This window comes from Brevundimonas sp. UBA7507 (assembly GCF_002478355.1).
In the GTDB taxonomy this organism is placed as follows: domain Bacteria; phylum Pseudomonadota; class Alphaproteobacteria; order Caulobacterales; family Caulobacteraceae; genus Brevundimonas; species Brevundimonas diminuta_D.
The window spans coordinates 441-22,141 of the sequence record NZ_DLNP01000010.1 but is presented as its reverse complement, the minus strand read 5'-3'; the positions used below and the strand labels follow the sequence as shown (position 1 = coordinate 22,141).

Genomic DNA, 21,701 nt, shown 5'->3' with positions numbered 1-21,701 from the left:
ATCGCTTCGCTCTCGTGCGCTCAAGCCCTCTCCCATCGGGAGAGGGTCGCGGCCGGAGCCCGCCCATGCCATCCTCCCGGCCTCGCTTCAGTCAGGAGGCCCTCCCATGTCCGCCTTGCGTCCCGTCGAGCGTCTCGACACCCATGAGGTGTCCAATCAGGTTCCTCCGCTGGATGACGTCAACCTGTTCACTGGGGACAGGGCGCTGCACGACGCCGTGCGCCATTGGGGCGGCGCGGGGCATGTCGAGCGGCTGAGCGATCTGGGCCGCCGCTGCGGCTCGGCCGAGGTGATCGACTGGGGCGTGCAGGCCAATCGGGTGACGCCCGTGCTGGACACCCACGACCGCTATGGCCGGCGTATCGACGAGGTGACGTTTCATCCCGCCTATCATCAACTGATGGACCTTGGGCTGGGCGCAGGCTTCGCCGCCGGCGCCTGGGACGGGACGCCGAACGGGCATCTGCTGCACGCGGCCGTCCTGTTCCTGACCGGGCAGGCGGATTCGGGGACCAGTTGCCCCATGACCATGACCTACGCCTCGGCAGCGGCGCTTCAGGCCGATCCGGCCGTGGGCGATCCGTGGATCGGGGGCGTGTTGTCCGGCCGCTATGACCCGGCCGTGCGTCCGGCGAGCGAGAAGTCGGGCGTGACGATCGGCATGGCCATGACCGAGAAGCAGGGCGGATCGGACGTGCGCGCCAACACCACACGCGCCGAGCCGGTCGGCGAGGACGGCTGGTATTCCCTGACCGGGCACAAGTGGTTCTGTTCAGCGCCGATGTGCGACGCCTTCCTGACGCTGGCCTATGCGCCGGGCGGGCTGACCTGTTTCATTCTGCCGCGCTGGCTGCCGGACGGGACGCGCAATGCGGGCTTCCGCGTCATGCGGCTGAAGGACAAGATGGGCGACCGTTCCAACGCTTCGTCCGAGGTCGAGTATCACGGCGCTCTGGCTCAGAGGCTGGGCGAAGAGGGACGGGGCGTCGCCACCATCATCCGCATGGTCCAGCACACGCGGCTGGACTGCGTGGTCGGCTCGGCGTTGCAGATGCGCGGGGCGCTGGCCCAGGCGGCGTGGCACGCGGCGCACCGAACGGCCTTCCAGAAGCGGCTGATCGACCAGCCGATGATGGCCGCCGTCCTGACCGATCTGGCGGTGGAGAGCGAGGCGGCGACGGCCCTGTCGATGCGGCTGGCGGCCACCTTCAACGCAGACGACGCCGTGGGGCGTCTGTTGACGCCGGTGGCCAAATACTGGGTCTGCAAGCGCGCGCCGAACCTAGTCTATGAGGCGATGGAGGCGCTGGGCGGCGCGGGCTATGTCGAGACGGGACCGATGCCGCGCCTGTTCCGCCAGTCGCCGCTGAACGCCATCTGGGAAGGCTCGGGCAATGTCATCGCCCTGGACGTGCTGCGCGCGGCTGGGCGCGAGCCGGAGGCCGTCGAGGCCCTGCGCGACTGGCTGGCGTCGCAGGCCGGGAAGTCCGCCGACTATGACCGCTTCACCGCCGGATTGGACGTGACGGCGAGCGAGGCGGGGGCGCGTCTGGCGGTCGAACGTCTGGCGCTGGCGGCCCAGGCGGCGGCCCTGCTGGAGATGGACAGTCCCTCGGCCGAGGCCTTCATCGCCCTTCGTCTGCGTCCGCGCGGCATGGCCTATGGGGCCTATGAGGTCGAGGCGGATCACCGGGCGGTGCTGGAGCGGGCGATGCCGGTTTGAAGCCCGGATAGGACGAAGGCCTCGCGGGGGCTCCGCGAGGCCTTCGGTGGTGGAGCTAAGCGGAGTCGAACCGCTGACCTCTTGAATGCCATTCAAGCGCTCTACCAACTGAGCTATAGCCCCGAACCTTTCGGCTTGGTTATGTCGTCGACCGGATCAAGCGAAAGCGCCTGGAAAGGACGAAGGCCCCGCGGCGTTCCGCGAGGCCTTCGATGGTGGAGCTAAGCGGAGTCGAACCGCTGACCTCTTGAATGCCATTCAAGCGCTCTACCAACTGAGCTATAGCCCCGAACCTTTCGGTCGGTCCCGCCGGGGAGAGAATGTCGCCCCCCGGCGAGGCGCGGAAACTAGGTCAGGCCGTTTTGAAGATCAAGCGGGTCTGACACATTTTTTTCCGCTTATTTTTCCGAACCTTGCTGCTTAGTCGTCGTCGCGCGACGGCTTGGCCAGCTCTTCGTCGAGGTCGTCGTCGTCTTCGTCTTCGATGAAGGGCACGGAATCGTCGTCGTCGCCCAGGACGTCGTCGTCATCGTCGCCGTCGGACGAACCCATGCCGGCGTCGTCGCCGCCGGGCTCGCCGTCGTCGTCGTCCGGGGTCAGGATCGGCTCATGGCCTTCCTGGTCGATTTCGGGGGTGGAGCCTTCGGCGTCCTCTTCGTCCTCGTCGCCGTCGACCGACTTGTCGGCGACTTGATCTTCGGACTCTTCTTCGTCAGCGGCGTAGCCGGCGCCGCGACGCACGCGACGGCTGCGGACGGCTTCTTCCATCGGATCGAACTCGGTGTCGCACTTGGGGCAGCGAGCCGGGCGACGGTTCAGATCGTAGAATTTGGCCTGGCAGTTCGGGCAGACCTGCTTTTGGCCCAGTTCGGGATTGGCCACGTGATTAGACCTTCGGCGGGTTTAAGGGAAAATCGGAAATAGGGCGGCTCCCTTGCCACCGGCGGGGGCCGCTGTCAAAAGCCTTCTTTTCCGCGCCTGCGCGGCCCTCCTGACATTCGGAGCCTGCACCAGGGTGAGCACTCCCCAGACCTTCACCGCGTCCCGCGTTTCCGGGCTGAGAGGCGTGGTCCGCGCGCCGGGCGACAAGTCGATGTCGCACCGGGCTCTGATCTTCGGCGGCATGGCCGAGGGCGTGACCGAGATCGAGGGGCTGCTGGAAGGCGACGACATCCTGGCCACCGGCCGCGCCATGCAGGCGCTGGGCGCTTCGGTCGAGCGGATCGGCGAGGGGCGCTGGCGGGTCGAGGGGCGCGGGCCGTTGCGTTCGCCTGAAGGTGTCATCGACTGCGGCAACGCCGGGACCGGGGTGCGCCTGCTGATGGGCGCGGTCGCGGGCTATGAGCTGACGGCGACGTTCGACGGCGACGCCTCCCTGCGCAAGCGGCCGATGAAGCGCGTCGCCGGGCCGCTGGCCGAGATGGGCGCGCGTTTCGACTGGAACGCGGCCGAGGACCGGGTGCCGCTGACCCTGCACGGGGGCGGGCTGAAGGGCGTGACCTTCGTCCAGAGCGTCGCCTCGGCCCAGATCAAGTCGGCCATCCTGCTGGCCGGGCTGAACGCGACGGGCGAGACCGTCGTGGTCGAGCCGGAGAAGAGCCGGGACCACACCGAGCGGATGCTGCGCGCCTTCGGCGCCGAGGTCGAGGTGATCGAAGAGGGCGACGGCTGGCGCATCCGCCTGTCGGGCGGACAGAAGCTCAAGGGAACCCACGTCGCCGTGCCGGGCGATCCGTCCTCGGCGGCCTTCCCTCTGGCGGCGGCGCTGGTGGTTCCGGGCTCCGAGGTGACGGTCGAGGGGGTGATGCTCAACCCCCTGCGCACCGGCCTGTTCCAGACCTGGCTCGACATGGGCGCGGACCTGACCATCGCCAACCGCCGCATGGCCGGGGGCGAAGAGGTCGGCGACGTCACCGCGCGTCATTCGGCGCTGAAGGGCATCGTGGTTCCCGAAGACCGAGCCGCTTCCATGATCGACGAATATCCGATCCTGGCCGCCACGGCCGCCTTCGCAGAGGGCCGCACCGTCATGCGCGGCATCGGCGAGATGCGCGTCAAGGAAAGCGACCGCATCGCCCTGATGGTCGCGGGCCTGTCGGCCTGCGGCGTTCAGGTGCAGGAGGAGCCGGAGGGCTTCATCGTCACCGGCACCGTCGGGGTCGGCCCGGTGAAGGGCGGCGCGACCGTCGACACCGCCCATGACCACCGCATCGCCATGAGCCATCTGGTGCTGGGCTTGGCCGCCGAACAGCCCGTCTCGGTCCGCGACCCCGAGATGATCGCCACCAGCTTCCCCGGCTTCGTGGAGATGATGAACGGGCTGGGGGCGGAGATCGGCCAGGGTGGCTGAGACCCGCAAGACGTCCGGGCTCTGGTCTTGGCTGCAATTCGTCCTCGCCGCCGCCTTCGTGGGCTGGTGCAGCTACAAGGGCGGCTCGGAGGTGTGGCGTGCGCTTGAAACAGGGCTGCTGCGTCACGGCAAGGGGCCGGACGTGGCGCTTAGCGACAGGCCGCTGGTCTTCTGGGCGTTGAACGGCTTCTACGGCGTTTCGGTTCTGGCGGGCGTCGGCTTCGCCGTCTTCTGCCTGGCGCTGGCCTTTCAGGACGTGCGGAAGCGGGGCGTGGGGCGATGACGGCGCAGCCTTCTCTTCCGCCCTATGTGGCGTTCAAGGCGCTTGGCGTTGGTCTGTTGGTTCTGGCCGCGGCCTTCTTGTTGTTCGCGCTCGGTTTCTTCGGCGAGGGCATGCTGGATCTGGCTGATGGCCGTATGGACGGCCACGCTTCCTTGGACCTGTCGGAAGCGGTCGCGACCCATCTGTTCCGGCGGCGCATAGGAACCATGTTGGCGTCCAGCGCGGTTCTGCTGGCTTTCGGGCTCGGATGCTTCTGGATCGCTTGCGTCCTGAAGCCGAAGCCGTGAGAAGCACAGGGCGCGGCAGCGCTTTGAAGGAACTCTGATTTGAACAAGAACCTGGTCATCGCCGTCGACGGCCCCGCCGCCTCGGGCAAGGGCACCATCGCCGCGCGCCTGGCCGCCCACTACGGCCTGCCGTATCTGGACACGGGCCTGTTGTATCGCGCCGTGGGTCTGGCGGTGCTGGATGCGGGCGCGGATCTGGGCGACGCCGAGGCGGCGGCGCAGGCCGCGCGGGCGCTGGACCTCGTCGGTCTGAGCGATGACCCCCGCCTGACCGACCGCGGGGCGGGCGAGGCGGCCAGCCGCGTGGCCAGCCATCCGGGGGTGCGCGCGGCCTTGTTGAAGCTGCAGCAGGACTTCGCCGCCCAACCGGGCGGGGCGGTGCTGGACGGGCGCGACATCGGCACGGTGATCGCGCCGGACGCTCCGGCCAAGCTCTATATCGCCGCCAGCCCCGAGGTGCGCGCCGAGCGCCGCTGGAAGCAGCTGACCGCGCGCGGCGAGGTCATAGCCTTCGAGGACATGCTGGAGGATATCCGCCGCCGCGACGCCCGCGACGCCGGTCGCGACGACGCCCCCATGGTCCAGGCGGACGACGCCGTCTTGCTGGATACGACCGATCTGGGTATAGAGGCCGCCTTCGATGCGGCCCGCCGTATCGTCGAGGCGGCGCGAGCCAGGGCCGGGATCTGATCCCGCCGGGCGAATCCAACGCTCCGATCTCCTCGACGGCCGCGGGCGTTCTGGCTTTCTCTTCGTGCGCATTGCTGCGCGCCCGGCCTCGTTTCGTGACGACCTGACTTCCTTTTTGTTTTCACCCATTCGCGCATGTCCGCTCGGCCGTGTGCGTTTCGCCTTTCATCAACCTCAAGAGTTTCCATGACTGAAACCCTCAACCCCACCCGCGACGATTTCGCCGCCCTGCTCGACGAACAGCTGCAAGGCCGCGACCTCGGCGAAGGCCAGGTCGTTCACGGCCGCGTCGTCGGCATTGAAAAAGACATCGTCATCATCGACGTCGGTCTGAAGACCGAAGGCCGCATCGCCATGCGCGAGTTCGGCCAGGGCGAAGGCGCCGTCCTGCCCAAGGTCGGCGACAACGTCGAAGTCTACCTGGAGCGCGTTGAGAACGCCCTGGGCGAGGCCGTCATCAGCCGCGACAAGGCTCGCCGCGAAGAAGCCTGGACCCGTCTGGAAGCCGTGTTCGCCGAAGGCCACCCGGTCAACGGCGCCATCGTCGGCCGCGTCAAGGGCGGCTTCACCGTCGACCTGGGCGGCGCCTCGGCCTTCCTGCCGGGCTCGCAGGTCGATATCCGTCCGGTCCGCGACGTCGGCCCGCTGATGGGCAAGGAACAGCCCTTCGCCATCCTGAAGATGGACCGTCCGCGCGGCAACATCGTCGTCTCGCGTCGCGCCATCCTGGAAGAAGCCCGCGCCGAACAGCGCACGGAGTTGGTCGGCCAGCTGCAGGAAGGCGAAATCCGCGAAGGCGTCGTCAAGAACATCACCGACTACGGCGCGTTCGTCGACCTGGGCGGCATCGACGGCCTGCTGCACGTCACGGACATGTCGTGGAAGCGCGTGTCGCACCCGTCGCAAGTCCTGGCCGTCGGCGACACCGTCAAGGTCCAGATCGTCAAGATCAACCCGGACACCCAGCGCATCTCGCTGGGCATGAAGCAGCTGCAGTCGGATCCGTGGGACGGCGTCGAAGCCAAATACCCGGTCAACGCCAAGTACACCGGCCGCGTCACCAACATCACCGACTACGGCGCCTTTGTTGAGCTGGAAGCCGGCGTTGAAGGCCTGGTCCACGTGTCGGAAATGTCCTGGACCAAGAAGAACGTCCACCCGGGCAAGATCGTCTCCACCTCGCAGGAAGTGGACGTCATCGTCCTGGACGTCGACAGCGCCAAGCGTCGTATCTCGCTGGGCCTGAAGCAGGCTCAGAACAACCCGTGGGAGGCCTTCCTGGAGGCTCACCCGGTCGGTTCGACCGTCGAAGGCGAAGTCAAGAACGCCACCGAGTTCGGCCTGTTCGTCGGCCTGGACAACGACATCGACGGCATGGTCCACCTGTCGGACCTGGACTGGAACGTGTCGGGCGAAGAAGCCATCCAGCGCTACCGCAAGGGCGAGGTCATCAAGGCCAAGGTTCTGGACGTCGACATCGAGAAGGAGCGCGTCTCCCTGGGCGTCAAGCAGCTCGGCGGCGACCCGATGGAAGGCGACACCTACAAGCGCGGCCAGCAGATCACCGTCACCGTGACGGCGATCGAGACCGGCGGCATCGAGGTCAAGTTCGGTGAAGACGACGCGCCGGTCACGGCCTTCGTCCGCAAGTCGGACCTGTCGCGCGACCGCAACGAGCAGCGCACCGAGCGCTTCGCCGTGGGCGACCGCGTCGACGCCATGATCACCGCCGTCGACAAGGCCACGCGCCGCGTCTCGGTCTCGATCAAGGCTCTGGAGATGAAGGACGAACAGGAAGCCATCGAACAGTTCGGGTCGTCGGACTCGGGCGCTTCGCTGGGCGACATCCTGGGCGCCGCGCTCAAGAACGCGTCGAAGGAATAGGTTTCCCCGTCTGACGGGAATCCAGGGGCGGCCGGAGCGATCCGGCCGCCCTTTTTCTTTTGCGCGTCGCATCGGCGCGATCTTCTGGGAATCGATCGCAGCGTCTGTCGGCTTTTTCTCCCTGCGAGAGCCCCTTGCGCGGCGAAACCTGTCCGCCTCGAAAGCAAGAAACCTTCACGACGATACGTTTTGTCTCTTTCTTCCTGTGGCGACAGACGGTTAGGGTGTCGTCCCGGACGGTGAAGCCAAGGCGGGGGCCTGAATGATCAAGTCTGAACTGATCGAGAAACTGGCGGCTGAGAACCTGCATCTCACCCATGCTGAGGTGGAGAGGGTCGTGAACGTGATCCTGGGCCGTATGACAGAGACCCTGTCGGACGGCGGACGGGTCGAGCTTCGCGGTTTCGGCGCCTTCTCGGTGCGTAGCCGCCCGGCGCGGACGGGGCGCAATCCCCGCACCGGCGAGACGGTCGAAGTCCCGGCCAAGGCCGTGCCCTTTTTCAAGAGCGGCAAGGAACTGCGCGAGCGTCTCAACGCTTCCGGCGACGCCTGACCTCTAATCGAAAGACTGAAGACCCCATGAGCCTGCTGACCGAGTTTCGGGAATTCGCCGCGCGCGGCAACGTCGTCGACCTGGCGGTCGGCGTCATCATCGGCGCTTCGTTCGGCAAGATCGTCACCAGCCTGGTCGATCAGGTGGTGATGCCGCCGATCGGCCTGCTGCTGGGCAAGGTCGACTTTTCCAAGCTGGAGTGGATCCTGGTGCCGGAAGACCCGGCGACCGAGGCGGTCGAGAAGGTGGCGATCCAGTACGGCGCCTTCATCAACACCGTGATCCAGTTCGTGATCGTGGCCTTTGTCGTCTTCCTGATGGTCAAGATGGTCAACAAGCTGCGTCGCGAGCAGGAGGCCGCTCCTGAAGCGCCCGCAGCGCCGACGCCGACCGAGGCCTTGCTGGCCGAAATCCGCGACGAGCTGAAGGCGCGCTCCTAGAGACCGCCGTTGCGAGGGCCTTGTCAGGCCCTCGCTTCCGCCGCTGAGCGGCGCATGGGCGCCGGCGTCAGCCGCAGGGCGGCGCTGGCCCGCGCCGGCAACGGCCGTAAACAGAAGGAATAGTCGCCGTCATAGGGGGTGGGCCGCCAGCCTGCGTCCTGCATCCCCATGTCGAAGGCGACATGACAGTGGCCCCAGCCGCCTTCGCGCCGTGCGCGTTCGCCGAAGCGGCCCAGGGCGCGCTGAAGATCGGACGAGGCGACCTGCAGCCTCATCTTGGCGGCCCCCAGGGCCGGCGCCAGACGGCGCAGGCTTTGGTACAAGGTCTGAATGGCCGTCGCGTCGTTCTCCAGCGCAATCAGATCGATGATTTCGAGGATCGGCGGCTCCAGCGGCGTCTGTTTGTTCAGCATGGCCAAGGCGAAACCCGTGATGCGTCCGCCCTGCCTGTACGCCAGCGACAGGGGCGGCACGGTCAGATCCGGGTCCGACAGCCGCCATCGCATAATGGAAGGGCTGCGGTCCGCGATCAGGCGTCCTTCGGCCAGCAAGGCCTGCCAGAAGCGCGCATAGTCTGATCGCGCGGACAGGTCGGGGTTCAGGCTCACGGTCGGCGGCAGGCGGCGCTCGGCCAGGCGCAGGCCGCGTCCCTTGAGCAGGCGGGGTAGGGGCGACAACTGTTCGCCCAGCAGGTCCGCCATCGCCGGGGCGTGATCGACCACGCCGCGCAAGGCGCGCCCGCATAGGCAGGCGGCCGGGTCGATCATCCAAGACAGCTTCACCGTATGGGCGTCGGGCGGCCAAGGGATCATGCCGTGCCGCTTGTAGAGAGGGCTGGAGCGAGCGTTCGCGTTCAGCGTGTATCGAGCGAAGCAGGCGGGCTGGTCGAGGAAGGCGTCGATCAGGGCGCGACTGCGACCTCGATGGGCTGGAGGCACGACGATGGAATAGCCGGTGGCGCCATGCAGAGCGCGGCCGTTAAGCCAGAATCGCTGGATGAAATTGCCGACCACGGCTTCAGCGCCCGCACCGTGGTCGATCACCCATCCGTGCGGGGCGTCGATTTCGGCCGCTGCCGGATTGGTCATCAGCCACCGCCAACCCGCCGTCGAACGTTCGGGCCACCAGACGCTGCGATGCAGCCGATTGACGGCTTCCAGATCGGACGCATTCAGCGGGCGCAGCGGCATGGGGCGGCTCCTTGTGCAGGTACAAGGAGTATTCACTTAGAACGTGTACAATAATCTAACTACACTCAAGACGAGAAATGTTTGGCCGTTCTGCGACGACCTGGCGGCCGGATTTCGCCGTTAACGCTTGTTTGCAATCCGTGACCGTGCTGTTTCTGCACGCTTCCGCGCCCGTCGGGGGCGTCAGAAAATGGAGCTTGCCGTTGAGCACGACGGACGGAGGGGGCGCGCGATCGGCGCGCCGGCCCGGCACTCGAGGGGGCGCAGCCCAGGCGATGGCTATGAATGAAACGATGTCGATCATGATCTGCGCGGGGGCCCAGGCATGAATATCGTCATCGCGATCGGTCTGATCATCACCCTGGTCACGGGCGTGCCCGTGCTGATGCAGATCCTGAAGAACCACCCGCGCGGGCTGATCATCCTGTTCTTCGCGGAGATGTGGGAGCGTTTCTCCTACTATGGGATGCGCGGCATCCTGATCTTCTTCCTGACGCAGCACTTCCTGTTCGACGACGCCTTGGCGGGTTCGACCTACGGCTCCTACACCTCGCTGGTGTATCTGTTGCCGCTGCTGGGCGGCATGATGGCCGACCGCTTCATCGGCACGCGCAAGGCCGTGGCCTTCGGCGCCCTGCTGCTGGTCGCCGGTCACGCCATGATGGCCTTCGAGGGCCGCCCGGCCACCGAAACCCTGACCTATCAGGGCGCGGCCTATGAGATTTCGGCCGAGGGCCGGGGCGCCGCGCGCGACGTGGGCATCGTGATCGACGGTCAGAAGTACGCCTTCGCCCCGGTCGAGAACGGCCTGGCGATCAAGGATCTGCCGCAAGGCGCGCCGATTCCGGCCGTGCTGCCGGCCGGCGAATACAAGATCGACGTCACCCGCGACATGGCGGGCATCAACGTCTTCTACCTGGCCGTGGCTCTGATCATCATGGGTGTGGGCTATCTGAAGCCGAACATCTCCACCATCGTGGGGCAGTTGTATCCCGAGGGCGATCCGCGCCGGGATTCGGGCTTCACCCTCTACTATTACGGCATCAACCTGGGGGCCTTCTGGGCCGCGGTGCTGTGCGGCTACCTGGGTCAGACGGTCGGCTGGTGGGCGGGCTTCGGCTTGGCCGGCGTCGGCATGGCGCTGGGCTGGGTGGTCTTCGTCCTGGGCAAGCCGCTGCTGCAAGGCAAGGGCGAGCCGCCGGCTGAGGGCAATCTCAAGAAGCCTTTCCTGGGGCCGCTGAACCGCGAATGGTCGATCTATCTGCTCAGCATCCTGGGCGTCGGCGTGGTGTGGTTCATGGTCCAGCGCAACGCCCTGGTGGGCTGGGTGCTGGGCGCCGCGACCCTCGCCTCGCTGGCCTTCATCGCCTACATCATCATCAAGGTCTGTGAGAACCGCATCCAGCGCGAGCGCATGATGCTGGCGGTGGTGCTGATCATCGGCTCGGTGGTCTTCTTCACCCTGTTCGAACAGGCCGGCACCTCGCTGAACCTGTTTGCTGACCGGAACGTCGACCTCAGCCTGACGCCGACGGCGGTGCAGTTCCTGGGCGTCACCATCGGCACGCCTTCGCAGCTGGCTGCGGCGGGCATCACTCCGTCGGGCTTCTGGATCGACGCCACGGTGACGGCGGCCCAGACCCAGTCGTTCAACGCCGGCTTCATCCTGATCTTCGCGCCGATCATGGCGGCCCTGTGGGCCTTCCTGGGCAAGCGCAACCTGGACCCGAACCCGACGCTGAAGTTCGGCCTCGGCCTGCTGCAGGTCGGCCTGGGCTTCATGATCGTGGTGTGGGGCGCGGGCATGGCCGACTCGGCCTTCCAGATGCCGATTCTGCTGCTGGGCCTGCTCTATATGTTCCACACTCTGGGCGAGCTGTTCCTGTCGCCGGTAGGCCTGTCGGAGATCACCAAGCTGTCGCTGGCCAAGGTGGTCAGCTTCATGATGGCCGTGTGGTTCCTGGCCTCGTCCATCGCCCAGTACGTCGGCGGCTGGATCGCCGGCCTGGCCGGCACCGAAACCGTGGGCGGCCAGGTGCTGGACCCCGGCGCGGCGCTGCGCACCTCGCTCGAGGTGTTCGAGATGCTGGGCCTGTGGGGCATGGGCATCGGCGTCGGCTTCATCGTCCTCAGCTTCTTCATCAAGGGCTGGTCGCACGAGAAGGCGGCGCATTAAGCGACGACGGTCGCGGTCGGTCCGGCGTTCAGGCGTCGGACCGGCTGAGACAAGGAAAGGGCGGCGTCTCGCAGGAGGCGCCGCCCTTTTCAGTTGGTCCGGGATCGCCCGCCTGGCGCCGGCTCGCGTTGGGGGGACGAGACGACGACCGGAGGGTTCTCTTCTTATGGCTCAGAAGGTCTTGCGCAGGCGGATCTGGTAGAAGGTCCGCGGGTCGATGAAGCGGTTCTCGACGAAGGCGATCGGCCGGGCCTCGCGGTCGCCGAAGACGGTCCGCTCGACGTTGAAGTCGTCCCAGAGGTTGACTTGGCCGCGGATGGACAGGGTCGGGGTCGGCTTGTACTCGGCCCACAGCTCGTAATAGTCGTGGCCGCGCCAGCCGTTGATTTCGTCGGGACGGAAGGTCTTCTGGCCCAGCAGCGGGATCCATGCGCCGCCCCACTGCAGCTTCCAGCTGGTGATGTCCTGCTGGAAGGTGATGGTCGCCTGGCTGGCGCGGATGCCTGAGATGGGGCGGGTCTCGCCGGTCGTGGGGTCGGTGACCTCAGTATGGTTCCAGGTGTTCCTGAAGCCGAACTTGCCGCCCGAGAGGCCCAGCTTGTCGGTCGGGACGGTGACGTTCAGCACCAGCTGGTCCAGCGTGCCGTCGCCGATGTTGCCCACGGCGGCGTAACCGCCCTCCAGGGGGATGACGTCGATGGCGTTCGAGATTTCGTCGTGGCGCAGACCGACGCTGACGATCCCTTCGCCCCAGAAGCGCTTCTCGAAGGTCAGCTCGCCGACCCAGCGGGATTCAGGCTCCAGATTGACGTTGCCGCCGAAGACGTTCTCGTCCTCCAGATCGGCCGAAGCGGCGAAGTCGCCGAAGTCGAGCTGGCCGACCGTGCGCTCGATGCGCAGGCGCACCTGGGTGGAGGCCGTCGGCGTCCAGGTCGTCAGCAGGCGGGGCTTGGCGTAGAAGAAGCTCTTCTCCTGCTCGGCGTCGCCCGACTGGCTGATGGTCGAGGATTCCAGCCGCAGGCCGCCCTCGAGCGTCCATTTGGGATTGATGCGCCAGGTGGTCTTGCCGAACAGTTCGCCGCGCGTCTCCTCGACCTTGACCGAGGCCGAGGGCAGGGGCTTGTTCACCCCGCCGACCGAATAGGTCTGATCGATCTCCAGCATGTTATAGGCGATCTCGCCGCCGCCTTCGAACTCCAGGGCGGCGGACCGCTCGAAGCGCAGCAGGCCGCGCAGGATGGTCTCGGAGGAGTCGCCGTTGGCGGCGAACCGTTCGATCGGCTCTTCGACCCCGGCTTCGCGCTTCAGGGCGGTGGCGACGTTGTCGAACGCCTCGAACTCGTGGATGAAGCGCGTCTCCAGCTTCAGCCGCTCCGACAGGGAGCGGGTGTAGACGACGCCGACCTCGCCGCTCTTGGTGTCTTCGTCGGACAGGCTTTCGCGCAGTACGTCCGGCGCGGTCTGGCGATAGACGCCGTGCCAGTCGTTGATGCCGTAACGCGCCGTCAGGTCGATCCTGCCGCCCATCAGCGGGCCGGCGTAGGTGCCCCGGATCGAGTTCCCGCCGCCGTAGCCGTCGTTGTAGTAATCCTCGGCGCGCAGCAGTTCGCCGTTCGGGCCGACGCGGCGCAGGGGACCGGCGCCGTTGGAGTCGCTGTTGGAGATGCCGTCGCTCAAGGTCACGCCCCAGGTGCGGTCGCCCTTGCGCTCGGTGAACTGATAGGAGCCGCCGAACAGGTCCTGGCCGCCCTCGAACAGGAAGGCGTTGCCGGTCAGGATGTGCTCGCGGCTGGTCGTGTTCTTCAGGATGACGTTGGCGACGACGGAATAGCCCTGCATTTCAATGCCCGGCGCCCCGCCGCGGATCAGCTCGATGCGCTCGACCTGGCTGGCTACTGTGCGGCCTAGGACGTTGGAGCCGGTGTCGTTCTTGGACGCCGGGCGCGAGCCGTTGATCAGGACGTTGCCGACCGCGCCTTCGAACCCGCGCGCATTGTCGCCGTCATTGATCGAGAAGCCGGGCACACGGTTGACCATGTCCAGCGCTGTGTTCGGGCGGGCGTCGGCGAAGAAGTCGGGGGTGAAGATCAGCACCGCCTGGTCGCCGGGCGCGGCCGACTGGCGCACGGGCGCGGCGGGCGCATCGGCGGCGAGCGCCGTAGTCGACGTGACGGCGGTCAGCAACAGTGCAGTCGTTGCCAGCAAGGCGCTCTTGGCATTCATGACGTCCCTCTCCCTCGGTGTCGGCAGAGGTTTGAGGGCGCGGCGGCTCGATCTCCAGTTACAAGCCCGAAATGTCGATTAAATCGCTGACAGCATTACGGAATAGTCACGTGCGGCGAGCTGGACGCGGGTTATGTTGCCACGATGAAAGCTCGTCTCGTCGCCGCTTCTGCCGCTGTTCTGATCGCCGCTGCGGCGCCCGTCGCGAGCTCGGCCGGTTCGCCGCCGCCCTCGCAAGAAGAGGCCGCGACCCGGGTGGACGAGGTGGTCGTCACCGCGCGGCGGGCGGGCGCGCCCATGTGGACGGTGCGGCGCGACGGCGAGGGGGTGATGATCCTGGTCGGCGCCATTGAAGACGCGCCGCGCGGCTTCGAATGGCGCGCCCAGGCGCTGGAGGAAGCCGCCGCCCGTTCCGACCGCATCCTGTTCCCGCAGCGCGGCCGCGCCTCGCCCGCCGACGTCTTACGTCTGATGTGGCGCATCCGCACCATCGGCTGGCTGCCCGAGGGAACCACGACCGCCGATTACCTGACGCCCGAGGATCAGGCGCGGCTCGAGGCCCTGATGGCGGGCGAGAAGAACGACCAGTGGCGTCGTTACAGCATGTTGATGCTGGCCATCGACCTGTTCAAGGACAAGGCGGGCGAGAAGGACGCCCGGCCGGTCGGCGCGGACGACGCCGTGCGCCGCGCCGCCCGCAAGGGGCGCGTGCCGATCCGCTCGATCGGCGTGGTGCGCGGCGCCGATCTGGTCGAGAGCCTGATCTCCGCTCCGCCGCAGACGCATCGCGAATGCCTGCGCGCGGCCATGTCGGCGGCCGAACTGGGACCGGAAGCGGTGCGTCTGCGGGCCGAGGCCTGGCGCGGGCTGCGCGTGGCCGAGGTGCTGGCCTCGCCGGTGGATCAGGCGGTGGACCGTTGCTGGCCGTGGGGCGATCCGCAGATCGGGCCGCAACTGCGTACGGAATGGACCGACGCTATCGCCGAGGCCCTGACCCAGCCCGGCCTGACCATGGCCGTCGCCCCGCTGCGTCGTCTGGCCGAGCCGGGCGGCGTGCTGGATGCACTGGCGGCCCAGGGCTTCGAGGTGGACGGCCCCGAGTGGCGCGCCGTCTCGTCCGCCACGCACGAAGGCGGTTGACGCCTGGCCTCCGAAGGCCGACGCCGGGGGCATGAGCGACATCGAACCCAGACTCACCTCCTTGGCCCATGGCGGCGGCTGCGGCTGCAAGATCGCGCCCGACGTGCTGCAGTCCATCCTGGCCTCGACGCCGCGCACGGCGGCCTTCGCCGATCTGATGGTGGGGACCGAAACCTCGGACGACGCGGCGGTCTGGCGGCTGAACGACCAGCAGGCCCTGGTGGCGACGACCGACTTCTTCATGCCGATGGTGGACGACCCGTTCGACTTCGGCCGGATCGCGGCGGCCAACGCCCTGTCGGACGTCTACGCCATGGGGGCGACGCCGATCTTCGCCCTGGCCATCGTCGGCATGCCGGTCGGCAAGCTGTCGCCCCAGACCATCGGCCGGGTGTTGGAAGGCGGGGCGGCCGTCTGCGCCGAGGGGGGCGTGCCCGTGGCGGGCGGCCATTCGATCGACAGCCTGGAGCCGATCTACGGCCTGGTCGCCCTGGGCCTGACGCATCCCGATCGGGTGCTGACCAATCGCGGCGCGCGGGCGGGCGACGTGCTGATCCTGACCAAGGCGCTGGGCGTCGGCGTGCTGAGCGCGGCCTATAAGCAGGGGCGGTTGGAGGCGGGCGGCTATGAGGCGCTGATCAGTTCGACCACCAAGTTGAATACGCCGGGACCGAAGCTGGCGGCGATGGAGGGCGTCCATGCGATCACCGACGTGACCGGCTTCGGCCTGCTGGGCCATGGGCTGGAGATGGCGCGCGGCGCGGGCCTGACGGTCGAGATCGACGCCGACGCGCCTGTGTTTCTGGACGGGTCGCCCGCCCTGGCCCAAGTTGGGGTGCGGACCGGCGCCTCGGTGCGCAACTGGGCGGCCTATGGCGGAGCGGTGACGCTGGACGCCGAACTGCCGGAATGGCGGCGCGACCTGCTGACCGATCCCCAGACCTCGGGCGGCCTGCTGATCGCTGTCGCGCCCGAGGCGGCGGATGGCGTGATGGCGCTGGTTCAGGCCATGGGCTTCGCCTCGGCGCGCCGCGTCGGCCGGGTGCGCGAGGGCGAGCCGGCTGTGGCCGTGAAGGCGGGCGGCTGATGGCGCGGCTGACGGCGGACGTGTCGCTGGCGGCGCTCGCCCGCTACGACGCCGTCATCGACGTGCGCAGTCCCGGCGAGTTCGCCGAGGATCACCTGCCCGGCGCGATCAACCTGCCGGTGCTGGACGACGCCCAGCGCGCGGAGGTGGGAACCCTCTACGTCCAGACGTCGAAATTCCTCGCTCGCCGGCTGGGCGCGGCCCTGGTGGCGCGCAACATCGCCGCGCATCTGGAAGGGGCGCTGGGCGACCGCGACGGCGGCTTTCAGCCCCTGGTCTATTGCTGGCGCGGGGGGCAGCGTTCGACGGCCATGACCACGGTGATGGAGCAGGTCGGCTGGCCCGTCACGCGGCTGGAGGGCGGCTATCAGACCTGGCGCCGGACGGTGGCCGCCGCCCTGCATGACCTGGAGACGGCCCCGACGCTGAAGCTGGTCCTGCTGGACGGTCTGACCGGCAGCGGCAAGACCGAGGTGCTGGCCCGGCTGGCCGACCACGGCGCCCAGAGTCTGGACCTGGAGGGGCTGGCGGCGCATCGCGGCTCCCTGTTCGGGCGCACCGAGGCGGAGCAGCCGTCGCAGAAGCTGTTCGAGAGCCGTATCTACGCCGCCTTGTCCGCTCTGGACCTCAGCCGCCCCGTGGTGGTCGAGGCCGAGGCCAGCCGCATCGGCCGCCTGACGGTGCCGCCCGCGCTGTGGGCGGCGATGAAGGCGGCGCCCGCCCTGCGCTTGTCCGCCCCGTTCGAGACGCGGGTCGAGCGGGTGCTGCGCGACTATCAGGCGGCGACCGACGATGCGGCCGTGCGCGACGCCCTGCTGGCGCGGATGCCCAGCCATCACAGCCGCGAGCGGATCGCGCAGTGGCGCGCGCTGTCGCAGGCGGGCGACCTGCGCGCCCTGGCGACGGCCCTGATGCGCGAGCACTACGATCCAGCCTATCGCCGGGCGTCTGCGGGGGCGCGCGATTTGGGCGAGATCACGATGGACGGCGGCGCTGAGAGCGATCTGGATCGCGCCGCTGAGGCTGTGGCGACTTTCCTCTCCCGCCGGGAGAAGGTTGTTTAAACCGCCGTGCCGCCGACCGTCAGGCCGCCGATCTTGAGGCTGGGCTGGCCGATGCCGACGGGGACGCCCTGACCGGCCTTGCCGCAGGTGCCGACGCCGGGGTCGAAGGCGAAGTCGTCGCCGATCATCTGGATCTGGGTCAGGGCCGTGGCCCCGTCGCCGATCAGGGTGGCGCCGCGCACCGGGGCGGTGATCTTCCCGTCCTCGATCAGATAGGCCTCGGTGCACTGGAAGACGAACTTGCCGTTGGTGATGTCCACCTGGCCGCCGCCGAAGTTGGCGGCGTAGAGCCCGCGCTTGGTCGAGGCGATCATGTCGGCCTGACTGTCCCTGCCGCCTTCCATGAAGGTGTTGGTCATGCGCGGCATCGGCGTATGGGCGAAGGACTGGCGGCGGCCGTTGCCGGTGGCGTTGGCGTTCAGTTGGCGCGCCGACAGCCGGTCGTGCATCAGGCCGACCATGATCCCGTCCTCGATCAGCACGGTGCGCGAGGTCGGGGTGCCTTCGTCGTCGAACGACAGCGAGCCGCGGCGTCCGGCGATGGAGCCGTCGTCCACGACCGTCACGCCCGGCGCAGCGACGCGCTTGCCCATCATGCCGGTGAAGACCGACGAGCCCTTGCGGTGGAAGTCGCCCTCGAAGCCGTGGCCGACCGCCTCGTGCAGCAGGACGCCCGGCCAGCCCGCGCCCAGCACCACGTCCATCTCGCCCGCCGGGCAGTCGACGGCCTCCAGATTGACCAGGGCCTGACGCAGGGCTTCGTCCACCTGGGCCTGCCAGCGTTCGGGGGCGACCCATTCCTCGAAGCCCGCGCGGCCGCCCGCGCCGGACGAGGCGCTCTCGCGGCGGCCGTCCTTCTCGACGGTGACGGAGACGTTCAGCCGCACCAGCGGGCGCAGGTCGCTGAGCAGCCGCCCGTCGCCGCGCAGGATGTCGATGGCGCGGCGCTCGCCGACCAGGGAGGCCGAGACCTGCACCACGCGCGGATCGCGGGCGCGGGCCCAGGCGTCGATCTCGGCCAGCAGGGCGATCTTGTCCGAGAAGGCCGGGGTCAGCAGCGGATCGACCGGATCATAGAGGCGCTGGTTGGTGGCGCGCGGCGCCTCGGCGGCGGTTCCGTCATAGCCGCGCTTGGCGAGCGCGGCGCTGTCGGCGGCGCGGCGGATGGCGGCGGCGGAGATCTCATTGGCGTGGGCGTAGCCCGCGGTCTCGCCCGCCACGACGCGCAGGCCGAAGCCCTCGACGGCGTCATAGGAGGCGCCCTTCAGCCGCCCGTCGTCGAAGACCAGGGATTCGCTCTCGGTCTTTTCAAGGAACAGCTCCCCGTCGTCGGCGCCCGCCAGGGCGGTCTGCAGGATCGACAGGGCCTCGTCCGGGGCTACGCCTGCGGCGTCGAGGATGGGGGAGGGGGAGGCGACGGTGCTCATGGACGCTAGATAGGGGCTGTGAGGCCCGGCGTCACGGGGTCAGCAAAAACCCTCTCCTGCTGGGAGAGGGCTTGAGCCTCCAAGAGCCGAAGGCGATTGGCTAAGGCGAAAGGGTGAGGGTTCGCGGTTGATGAGCTCGCGCGACGGCTTACACCGACGGACGGGACAAGCCCCTCACCCTTGCGCCGCCGTGCGCTCAAGCCCTCTCCCGCCGGGAGAGGGGGAGCACTTGTCAGTCCTCCGTCACCTCGCCCGAGCCGCTGACCGACTGGCGCAGTTCGGCGGGGCGGCGGGTCAGGCGGACTTCGCCGCTGCCCGAGACGTCGACCTCGGCCTTGCTGCTCGGGCCGACGCGGACCTCGCCCGAGCCGCTGACGCGGACCTTGGCGTCGTCGACGATCAGCTCGTCCATGCGGGCGTCGCCGGCGCCGGAGACGTCGATCGTCACGGCGTCGGTCCGGCCCTGGACCCGCACGTCGGACGAGCCGGTCAGCGTCAGGTCCAGCGACGGCTGGTCATAGCCGCGGATCTTCAGCTCGGTCGGGCCTGACAGGTCGAAGGTCTTCACCGAGGGGGCCTTGATGATGATCTTCAGGGCGTCGGTCTCGCTCCAGCCGCGGATGCCGGTGCGGGTCCAGCGGACATAGCTGCGATCGCCGCGCGGGGCCTCGTCCAGCGTGAGGCGACCGTTGGAGAAGCGGACGCGCTCGACCACGCTCTGGGCGCCCGAGACGGTGATGCCCGGCGTATCGGCCTGCTGGTCGTAGACCACGTCGGCGGGGATGTTGATCGCCAGGCGGTCGCCGCCGGTCCATTCGATGGTGCGGGTCGTGTCGGGCGAGACCTGGCCGCGCTCGACGGTGAAGCCGCTGTCGCCGGCTTCGTCGTCGGTGATGACCCAGGTCCAGTCGTGGCGGGCCAGGTCGCGGCCTCCCACGGCGAAGGCGCCGCCGATGCCGACAATGGCCAGGATCAGGCCCGCGCCGGAGATGATGAGCAGATTGCGGATCATGACTGTGTTCTCCTCTCTCTGGCTTTAGGCCTGGGGTTCCAGGGCGGGTTTGACGACGCGGTAGTGCAGGCGGGCGTACCAGACGGTGGCGTCGATCAGCCACTTGGTCAGCAGGGCCATGATCCCGACCATGAAGATGCCCAGACCCATCAGGCCGACGCCAAGAAGCGCGGCGGCCAGCGCCCCGCCCGGCAGACCCATGAAGGCGCCCGCCACCATGACGAAGCCGCCGGCGATGAAGACGCCGACCCCGCCCAGCAGCAGGGACAGCACCGTGCCGAAGACGGGCAGGGCGATGGGCAGCAGGATCAGGATGTCGATCGCCCCCAGGCCCAGGATGCCGAACACGGCCCCGGCGGCGGATGAGGCCGACGGCTCCTGACGCCAGCGCTGGGCGCCGGCCTCGGCCTTCAGCTCGCGAGACAGGCGATCCGGGTCGCCCAGGGCCTCGGCCACCTCGGCCTCGCTGCGGCCGGCGGCGGCGCCGTCGGCGAAGTGGGCTTCGTAGTCGGCCACGATCTCATTGGCGGTGGCGGCGGGCAGGCCCACCAGGCCGCGTCGCAGTCGCGCCAGGAATTCCGCGCGGTTCATTTGTCCTCTCCCCTGTCAGCTTGGGCGGTCGATTCGGTTCGGGCGCTCTGATCGAGCAAGGCGGGCGTCTCCGCTGGAGCTTCCGCGACAATGACGCTTTCGTCGTCATCGCCGGCGATCAGGGCTTCGACGGCGCGGGCGAAGGCTCGCCACTCGCCGGTCTGGCCGTCCAGGGCGCGGCGGCCCGCGGCGGTCAGGCGATAGTATTTGCGGGACGGGCCGCTGGATGATTCGACCAGATAGGTCTCCACCAGGCCGTCAGTCTGCATCCGCCGCATCAGCGGATAGATGGTGCCTTCTCCCATGCCGATGGCGTCGGACAGGCGGCTGGCGATCTCATAGGCGTAGCTGTCGCGTCGGGCGAGCAGCGCCAGGACGCAGAGCCCCAGCACGCCTTTCTTCAGTTGAATGTCGATGGTGTCGGGCATTCGATCCCTCTTGGGCGTCCGCTCTTCGGATGTTCAAGGGGTATCGCAAGGTATCTTGTCGTGCAAGGTAGCTGTTCAAACATGACAGCGATTTAATCGACCGCATTTTGTCGAGAGGGCGCCATAGGTGCGCTTGATCGCTTGGCAAGGGCGGTTCGAGCCGATAAGGACCGGCCATGACACGCCGAGGTCCGTCTGGGCCCGGCGACGCTTGCGAATTGCTCGCAAACGTCTGCTGCAGAACGGTTTATGAGGACTTCTCGAATGGGGATGGGCATGCGAGCCATGGCGCGGTTGGGGGGCGGTATCGCCGCGACCGCCCTTGCCGCCATTTTCGCTGCGCCGGCGATGGCGCAGGATCTTTTGGGGCAGCCGGTTCCGGCGGGCCTGGGCCTGCAGACGGCCGCCGCGCCGCTGGCGCACGAGGCTCACTTCTTCCACAACGTCGTGCTGATGCCGGTCATCACCGTGATCTGCGTCCTGGTGCTGGCGCTGCTGGTGTGGATCGCGATCCGCTACAACAAGCGCGCCAACCCGACCCCGGCCAAGTGGAGCCACAACACGGTCATCGAGGTCATCTGGACCGTGGTGCCGGTGCTGATCCTGGTCGGCATCTCCCTGTTCTCGTTCCGCCTGCTGTTCGCCTATCACGACTACCCGGACTCGGACGTCACGGTGAAGATCACCGGCAACCAGTGGAACTGGGGCTATGAATATCCGGACCAGGGCGTGGCCGAGTACATCTCGAACATGCTGCCGGAAGATAAGGCGCCCAAGCATCTGTATCGTCTGGCCGCCGATGAGCCGATGGTGGTTCCGGTCGGTCAGAACGTGCGTCTGCTGATCACCGCTTCGGACGTGATCCACGCTGTCGCCGTGCCGGCCTTCGCCATCAAGGTGGACGCCGTTCCGGGCCGCATGAACGAGACCTGGTTCCGCGCCGAAAAGGAAGGCGACTACTACGGCCAGTGCTCCGAGCTGTGCGGCGTCGACCACGCCTTCATGCCGATCCACGTCAAGGTGGTGAGCAAGGAAGCCTTCGCCGCCTGGGTCGCCTCCAAGGGCGGCTCCATGACCAAGACCGCCGATGACGCAGCGGCTGCTGCTGCGGCTGCGCCCGCCGTCGCCGAAGCGCCCGCCGCTCCGGCCGCCG

General features: G+C 68.1%; 19 protein-coding genes, 2 tRNA genes and 1 pseudogene. 13 read left to right on the top strand and 9 right to left on the bottom strand.

What is annotated here, in order from left to right:
* The first annotated feature begins 106 nt into the window (after nt 1–106).
* Entirely contained in the window at nt 107–1,723 is a 1,617-nt protein-coding gene (locus B3D50_RS05775; protein WP_286950037.1) for an acyl-CoA dehydrogenase family protein, read from the top strand.
* 47 nt (nt 1,724–1,770) lie between these two features.
* On the opposite strand, the gene B3D50_RS05770 is transcribed toward B3D50_RS05775, so the two are convergent.
* From B3D50_RS05770 to B3D50_RS05760, 3 genes are all read right to left on the bottom strand, one after another.
* Nucleotides 1,771–1,846: transfer RNA gene (locus B3D50_RS05770), tRNA-Ala, on the bottom strand.
* 90 nt (nt 1,847–1,936) lie between these two features.
* Nucleotides 1,937–2,012: transfer RNA gene (locus B3D50_RS05765), tRNA-Ala, on the bottom strand.
* Nucleotides 2,013–2,143: 131 nt separating this feature from the next.
* The gene (locus B3D50_RS05760; RefSeq protein WP_286950036.1) at nt 2,144–2,605 is read right to left on the bottom strand and encodes a TIGR02300 family protein; all 462 of its coding nucleotides are present in this window, start codon (nt 2,603–2,605) and stop codon (nt 2,144–2,146) included.
* 133 nt (nt 2,606–2,738) lie between these two features.
* On the opposite strand from B3D50_RS05760, the gene aroA reads away from it, so the two are divergent.
* From aroA to mscL, 7 genes are all read left to right on the top strand, one after another.
* Nucleotides 2,739–4,073 (top strand): 3-phosphoshikimate 1-carboxyvinyltransferase, encoded by a 1,335-nt coding sequence (gene aroA / locus B3D50_RS05755; RefSeq protein WP_286950034.1) that lies wholly within the window; start codon nt 2,739–2,741, stop codon nt 4,071–4,073.
* Nucleotides 4,066–4,356: a hypothetical protein gene (locus B3D50_RS05750; protein WP_286950033.1), complete on the top strand. Its 291-nt coding sequence runs from the start codon at nt 4,066–4,068 to the stop codon at nt 4,354–4,356. The genes aroA and B3D50_RS05750 overlap by 8 nt, the downstream gene beginning before the upstream one ends.
* Nucleotides 4,353–4,643, top strand: a complete 291-nt coding sequence (locus B3D50_RS05745; RefSeq protein WP_286950031.1) for a hypothetical protein — start codon at nt 4,353–4,355, stop codon at nt 4,641–4,643. The genes B3D50_RS05750 and B3D50_RS05745 overlap by 4 nt, the downstream gene beginning before the upstream one ends.
* 39 nt (nt 4,644–4,682) lie before the next feature.
* Complete coding sequence (gene cmk, locus B3D50_RS05740) at nt 4,683–5,333, top strand: (d)CMP kinase (RefSeq protein ID WP_286950030.1); 651 nt, start codon at nt 4,683–4,685, stop codon at nt 5,331–5,333.
* Between the two features lie 186 nt (nt 5,334–5,519).
* Nucleotides 5,520–7,217, top strand: coding sequence for a 30S ribosomal protein S1 (gene rpsA, locus B3D50_RS05735; RefSeq protein WP_003165993.1), 1,698 nt, complete (start codon nt 5,520–5,522; stop codon nt 7,215–7,217).
* Between the two features lie 262 nt (nt 7,218–7,479).
* On the top strand, nt 7,480–7,770 hold the full coding sequence (locus B3D50_RS05730) for an integration host factor subunit beta (RefSeq protein ID WP_003165992.1): 291 nt from the start codon (nt 7,480–7,482) through the stop codon (nt 7,768–7,770).
* Nucleotides 7,771–7,796: 26 nt separating this feature from the next.
* The gene (gene mscL / locus B3D50_RS05725) at nt 7,797–8,210 is read left to right on the top strand and encodes a large-conductance mechanosensitive channel protein MscL (protein WP_269298953.1); all 414 of its coding nucleotides are present in this window, start codon (nt 7,797–7,799) and stop codon (nt 8,208–8,210) included.
* A gap of 23 nt (nt 8,211–8,233) precedes the next feature.
* On the opposite strand, the gene B3D50_RS05720 is transcribed toward mscL, so the two are convergent.
* Nucleotides 8,234–9,400 carry an N-acetyltransferase gene (locus tag B3D50_RS05720; RefSeq protein WP_286950028.1) on the bottom strand — a complete coding sequence of 389 codons (1,167 nt, stop codon included), beginning with the start codon at nt 9,398–9,400 and terminating at the stop codon, nt 8,234–8,236.
* Between the two features lie 325 nt (nt 9,401–9,725).
* Here B3D50_RS05720 and B3D50_RS05715 point away from each other — a divergent pair, with 325 nt between their 5' ends.
* Nucleotides 9,726–11,576, top strand: a complete 1,851-nt coding sequence (locus B3D50_RS05715; protein WP_286950026.1) for a peptide MFS transporter — start codon at nt 9,726–9,728, stop codon at nt 11,574–11,576.
* 171 nt (nt 11,577–11,747) lie between these two features.
* Here B3D50_RS05715 and B3D50_RS05710 read toward each other — a convergent pair whose 3' ends face one another.
* Nucleotides 11,748–13,799, bottom strand: coding sequence for a TonB-dependent receptor plug domain-containing protein (locus B3D50_RS05710; protein WP_286950025.1), 2,052 nt, complete (start codon nt 13,797–13,799; stop codon nt 11,748–11,750).
* Between the two features lie 144 nt (nt 13,800–13,943).
* On the opposite strand from B3D50_RS05710, the gene B3D50_RS05705 reads away from it, so the two are divergent.
* From B3D50_RS05705 to mnmH, 3 genes are read left to right on the top strand one after another with little or no spacing between them, the layout of a single operon-like run.
* Nucleotides 13,944–14,939, top strand: a complete 996-nt coding sequence (locus B3D50_RS05705; protein WP_286950024.1) for a TraB/GumN family protein — start codon at nt 13,944–13,946, stop codon at nt 14,937–14,939.
* Nucleotides 14,940–14,970: 31 nt separating this feature from the next.
* A complete protein-coding gene (selD, locus tag B3D50_RS05700) occupies nt 14,971–16,026 on the top strand; it encodes a selenide, water dikinase SelD (RefSeq protein ID WP_286950023.1) in 1,056 nt (351 codons plus the stop codon).
* On the top strand, nt 16,026–17,090 hold the full coding sequence (gene mnmH, locus B3D50_RS05695; RefSeq protein WP_286950021.1) for a tRNA 2-selenouridine(34) synthase MnmH: 1,065 nt from the start codon (nt 16,026–16,028) through the stop codon (nt 17,088–17,090). The genes selD and mnmH overlap by 1 nt, the downstream gene beginning before the upstream one ends.
* Here mnmH and tldD read toward each other — a convergent pair.
* The 4 genes and pseudogenes from tldD to B3D50_RS05675 all read right to left on the bottom strand — a co-directional run.
* A complete protein-coding gene (tldD, locus tag B3D50_RS05690) occupies nt 17,087–18,517 on the bottom strand; it encodes a metalloprotease TldD (protein WP_286950020.1) in 1,431 nt (476 codons plus the stop codon). The genes mnmH and tldD overlap by 4 nt on opposite strands.
* A gap of 232 nt (nt 18,518–18,749) precedes the next feature.
* The gene (locus B3D50_RS05685) at nt 18,750–19,529 is read right to left on the bottom strand and encodes a GIN domain-containing protein (RefSeq protein ID WP_138140878.1); all 780 of its coding nucleotides are present in this window, start codon (nt 19,527–19,529) and stop codon (nt 18,750–18,752) included.
* Between the two features lie 24 nt (nt 19,530–19,553).
* Nucleotides 19,554–20,120, bottom strand: coding sequence for a DUF1700 domain-containing protein (locus B3D50_RS05680; RefSeq protein ID WP_138140879.1), 567 nt, complete (start codon nt 20,118–20,120; stop codon nt 19,554–19,556).
* Nucleotides 20,121–20,236: 116 nt separating this feature from the next.
* A pseudogene (locus B3D50_RS05675) lies at nt 20,237–20,548 on the bottom strand (PadR family transcriptional regulator); the annotation flags it as partial.
* Between the two features lie 264 nt (nt 20,549–20,812).
* Here B3D50_RS05675 and coxB point away from each other — a divergent pair.
* The coding region (gene coxB / locus B3D50_RS05670) for a cytochrome c oxidase subunit II (RefSeq protein ID WP_414632910.1) at nt 20,813–21,701 on the top strand (889 nt) is incomplete at its 3' end.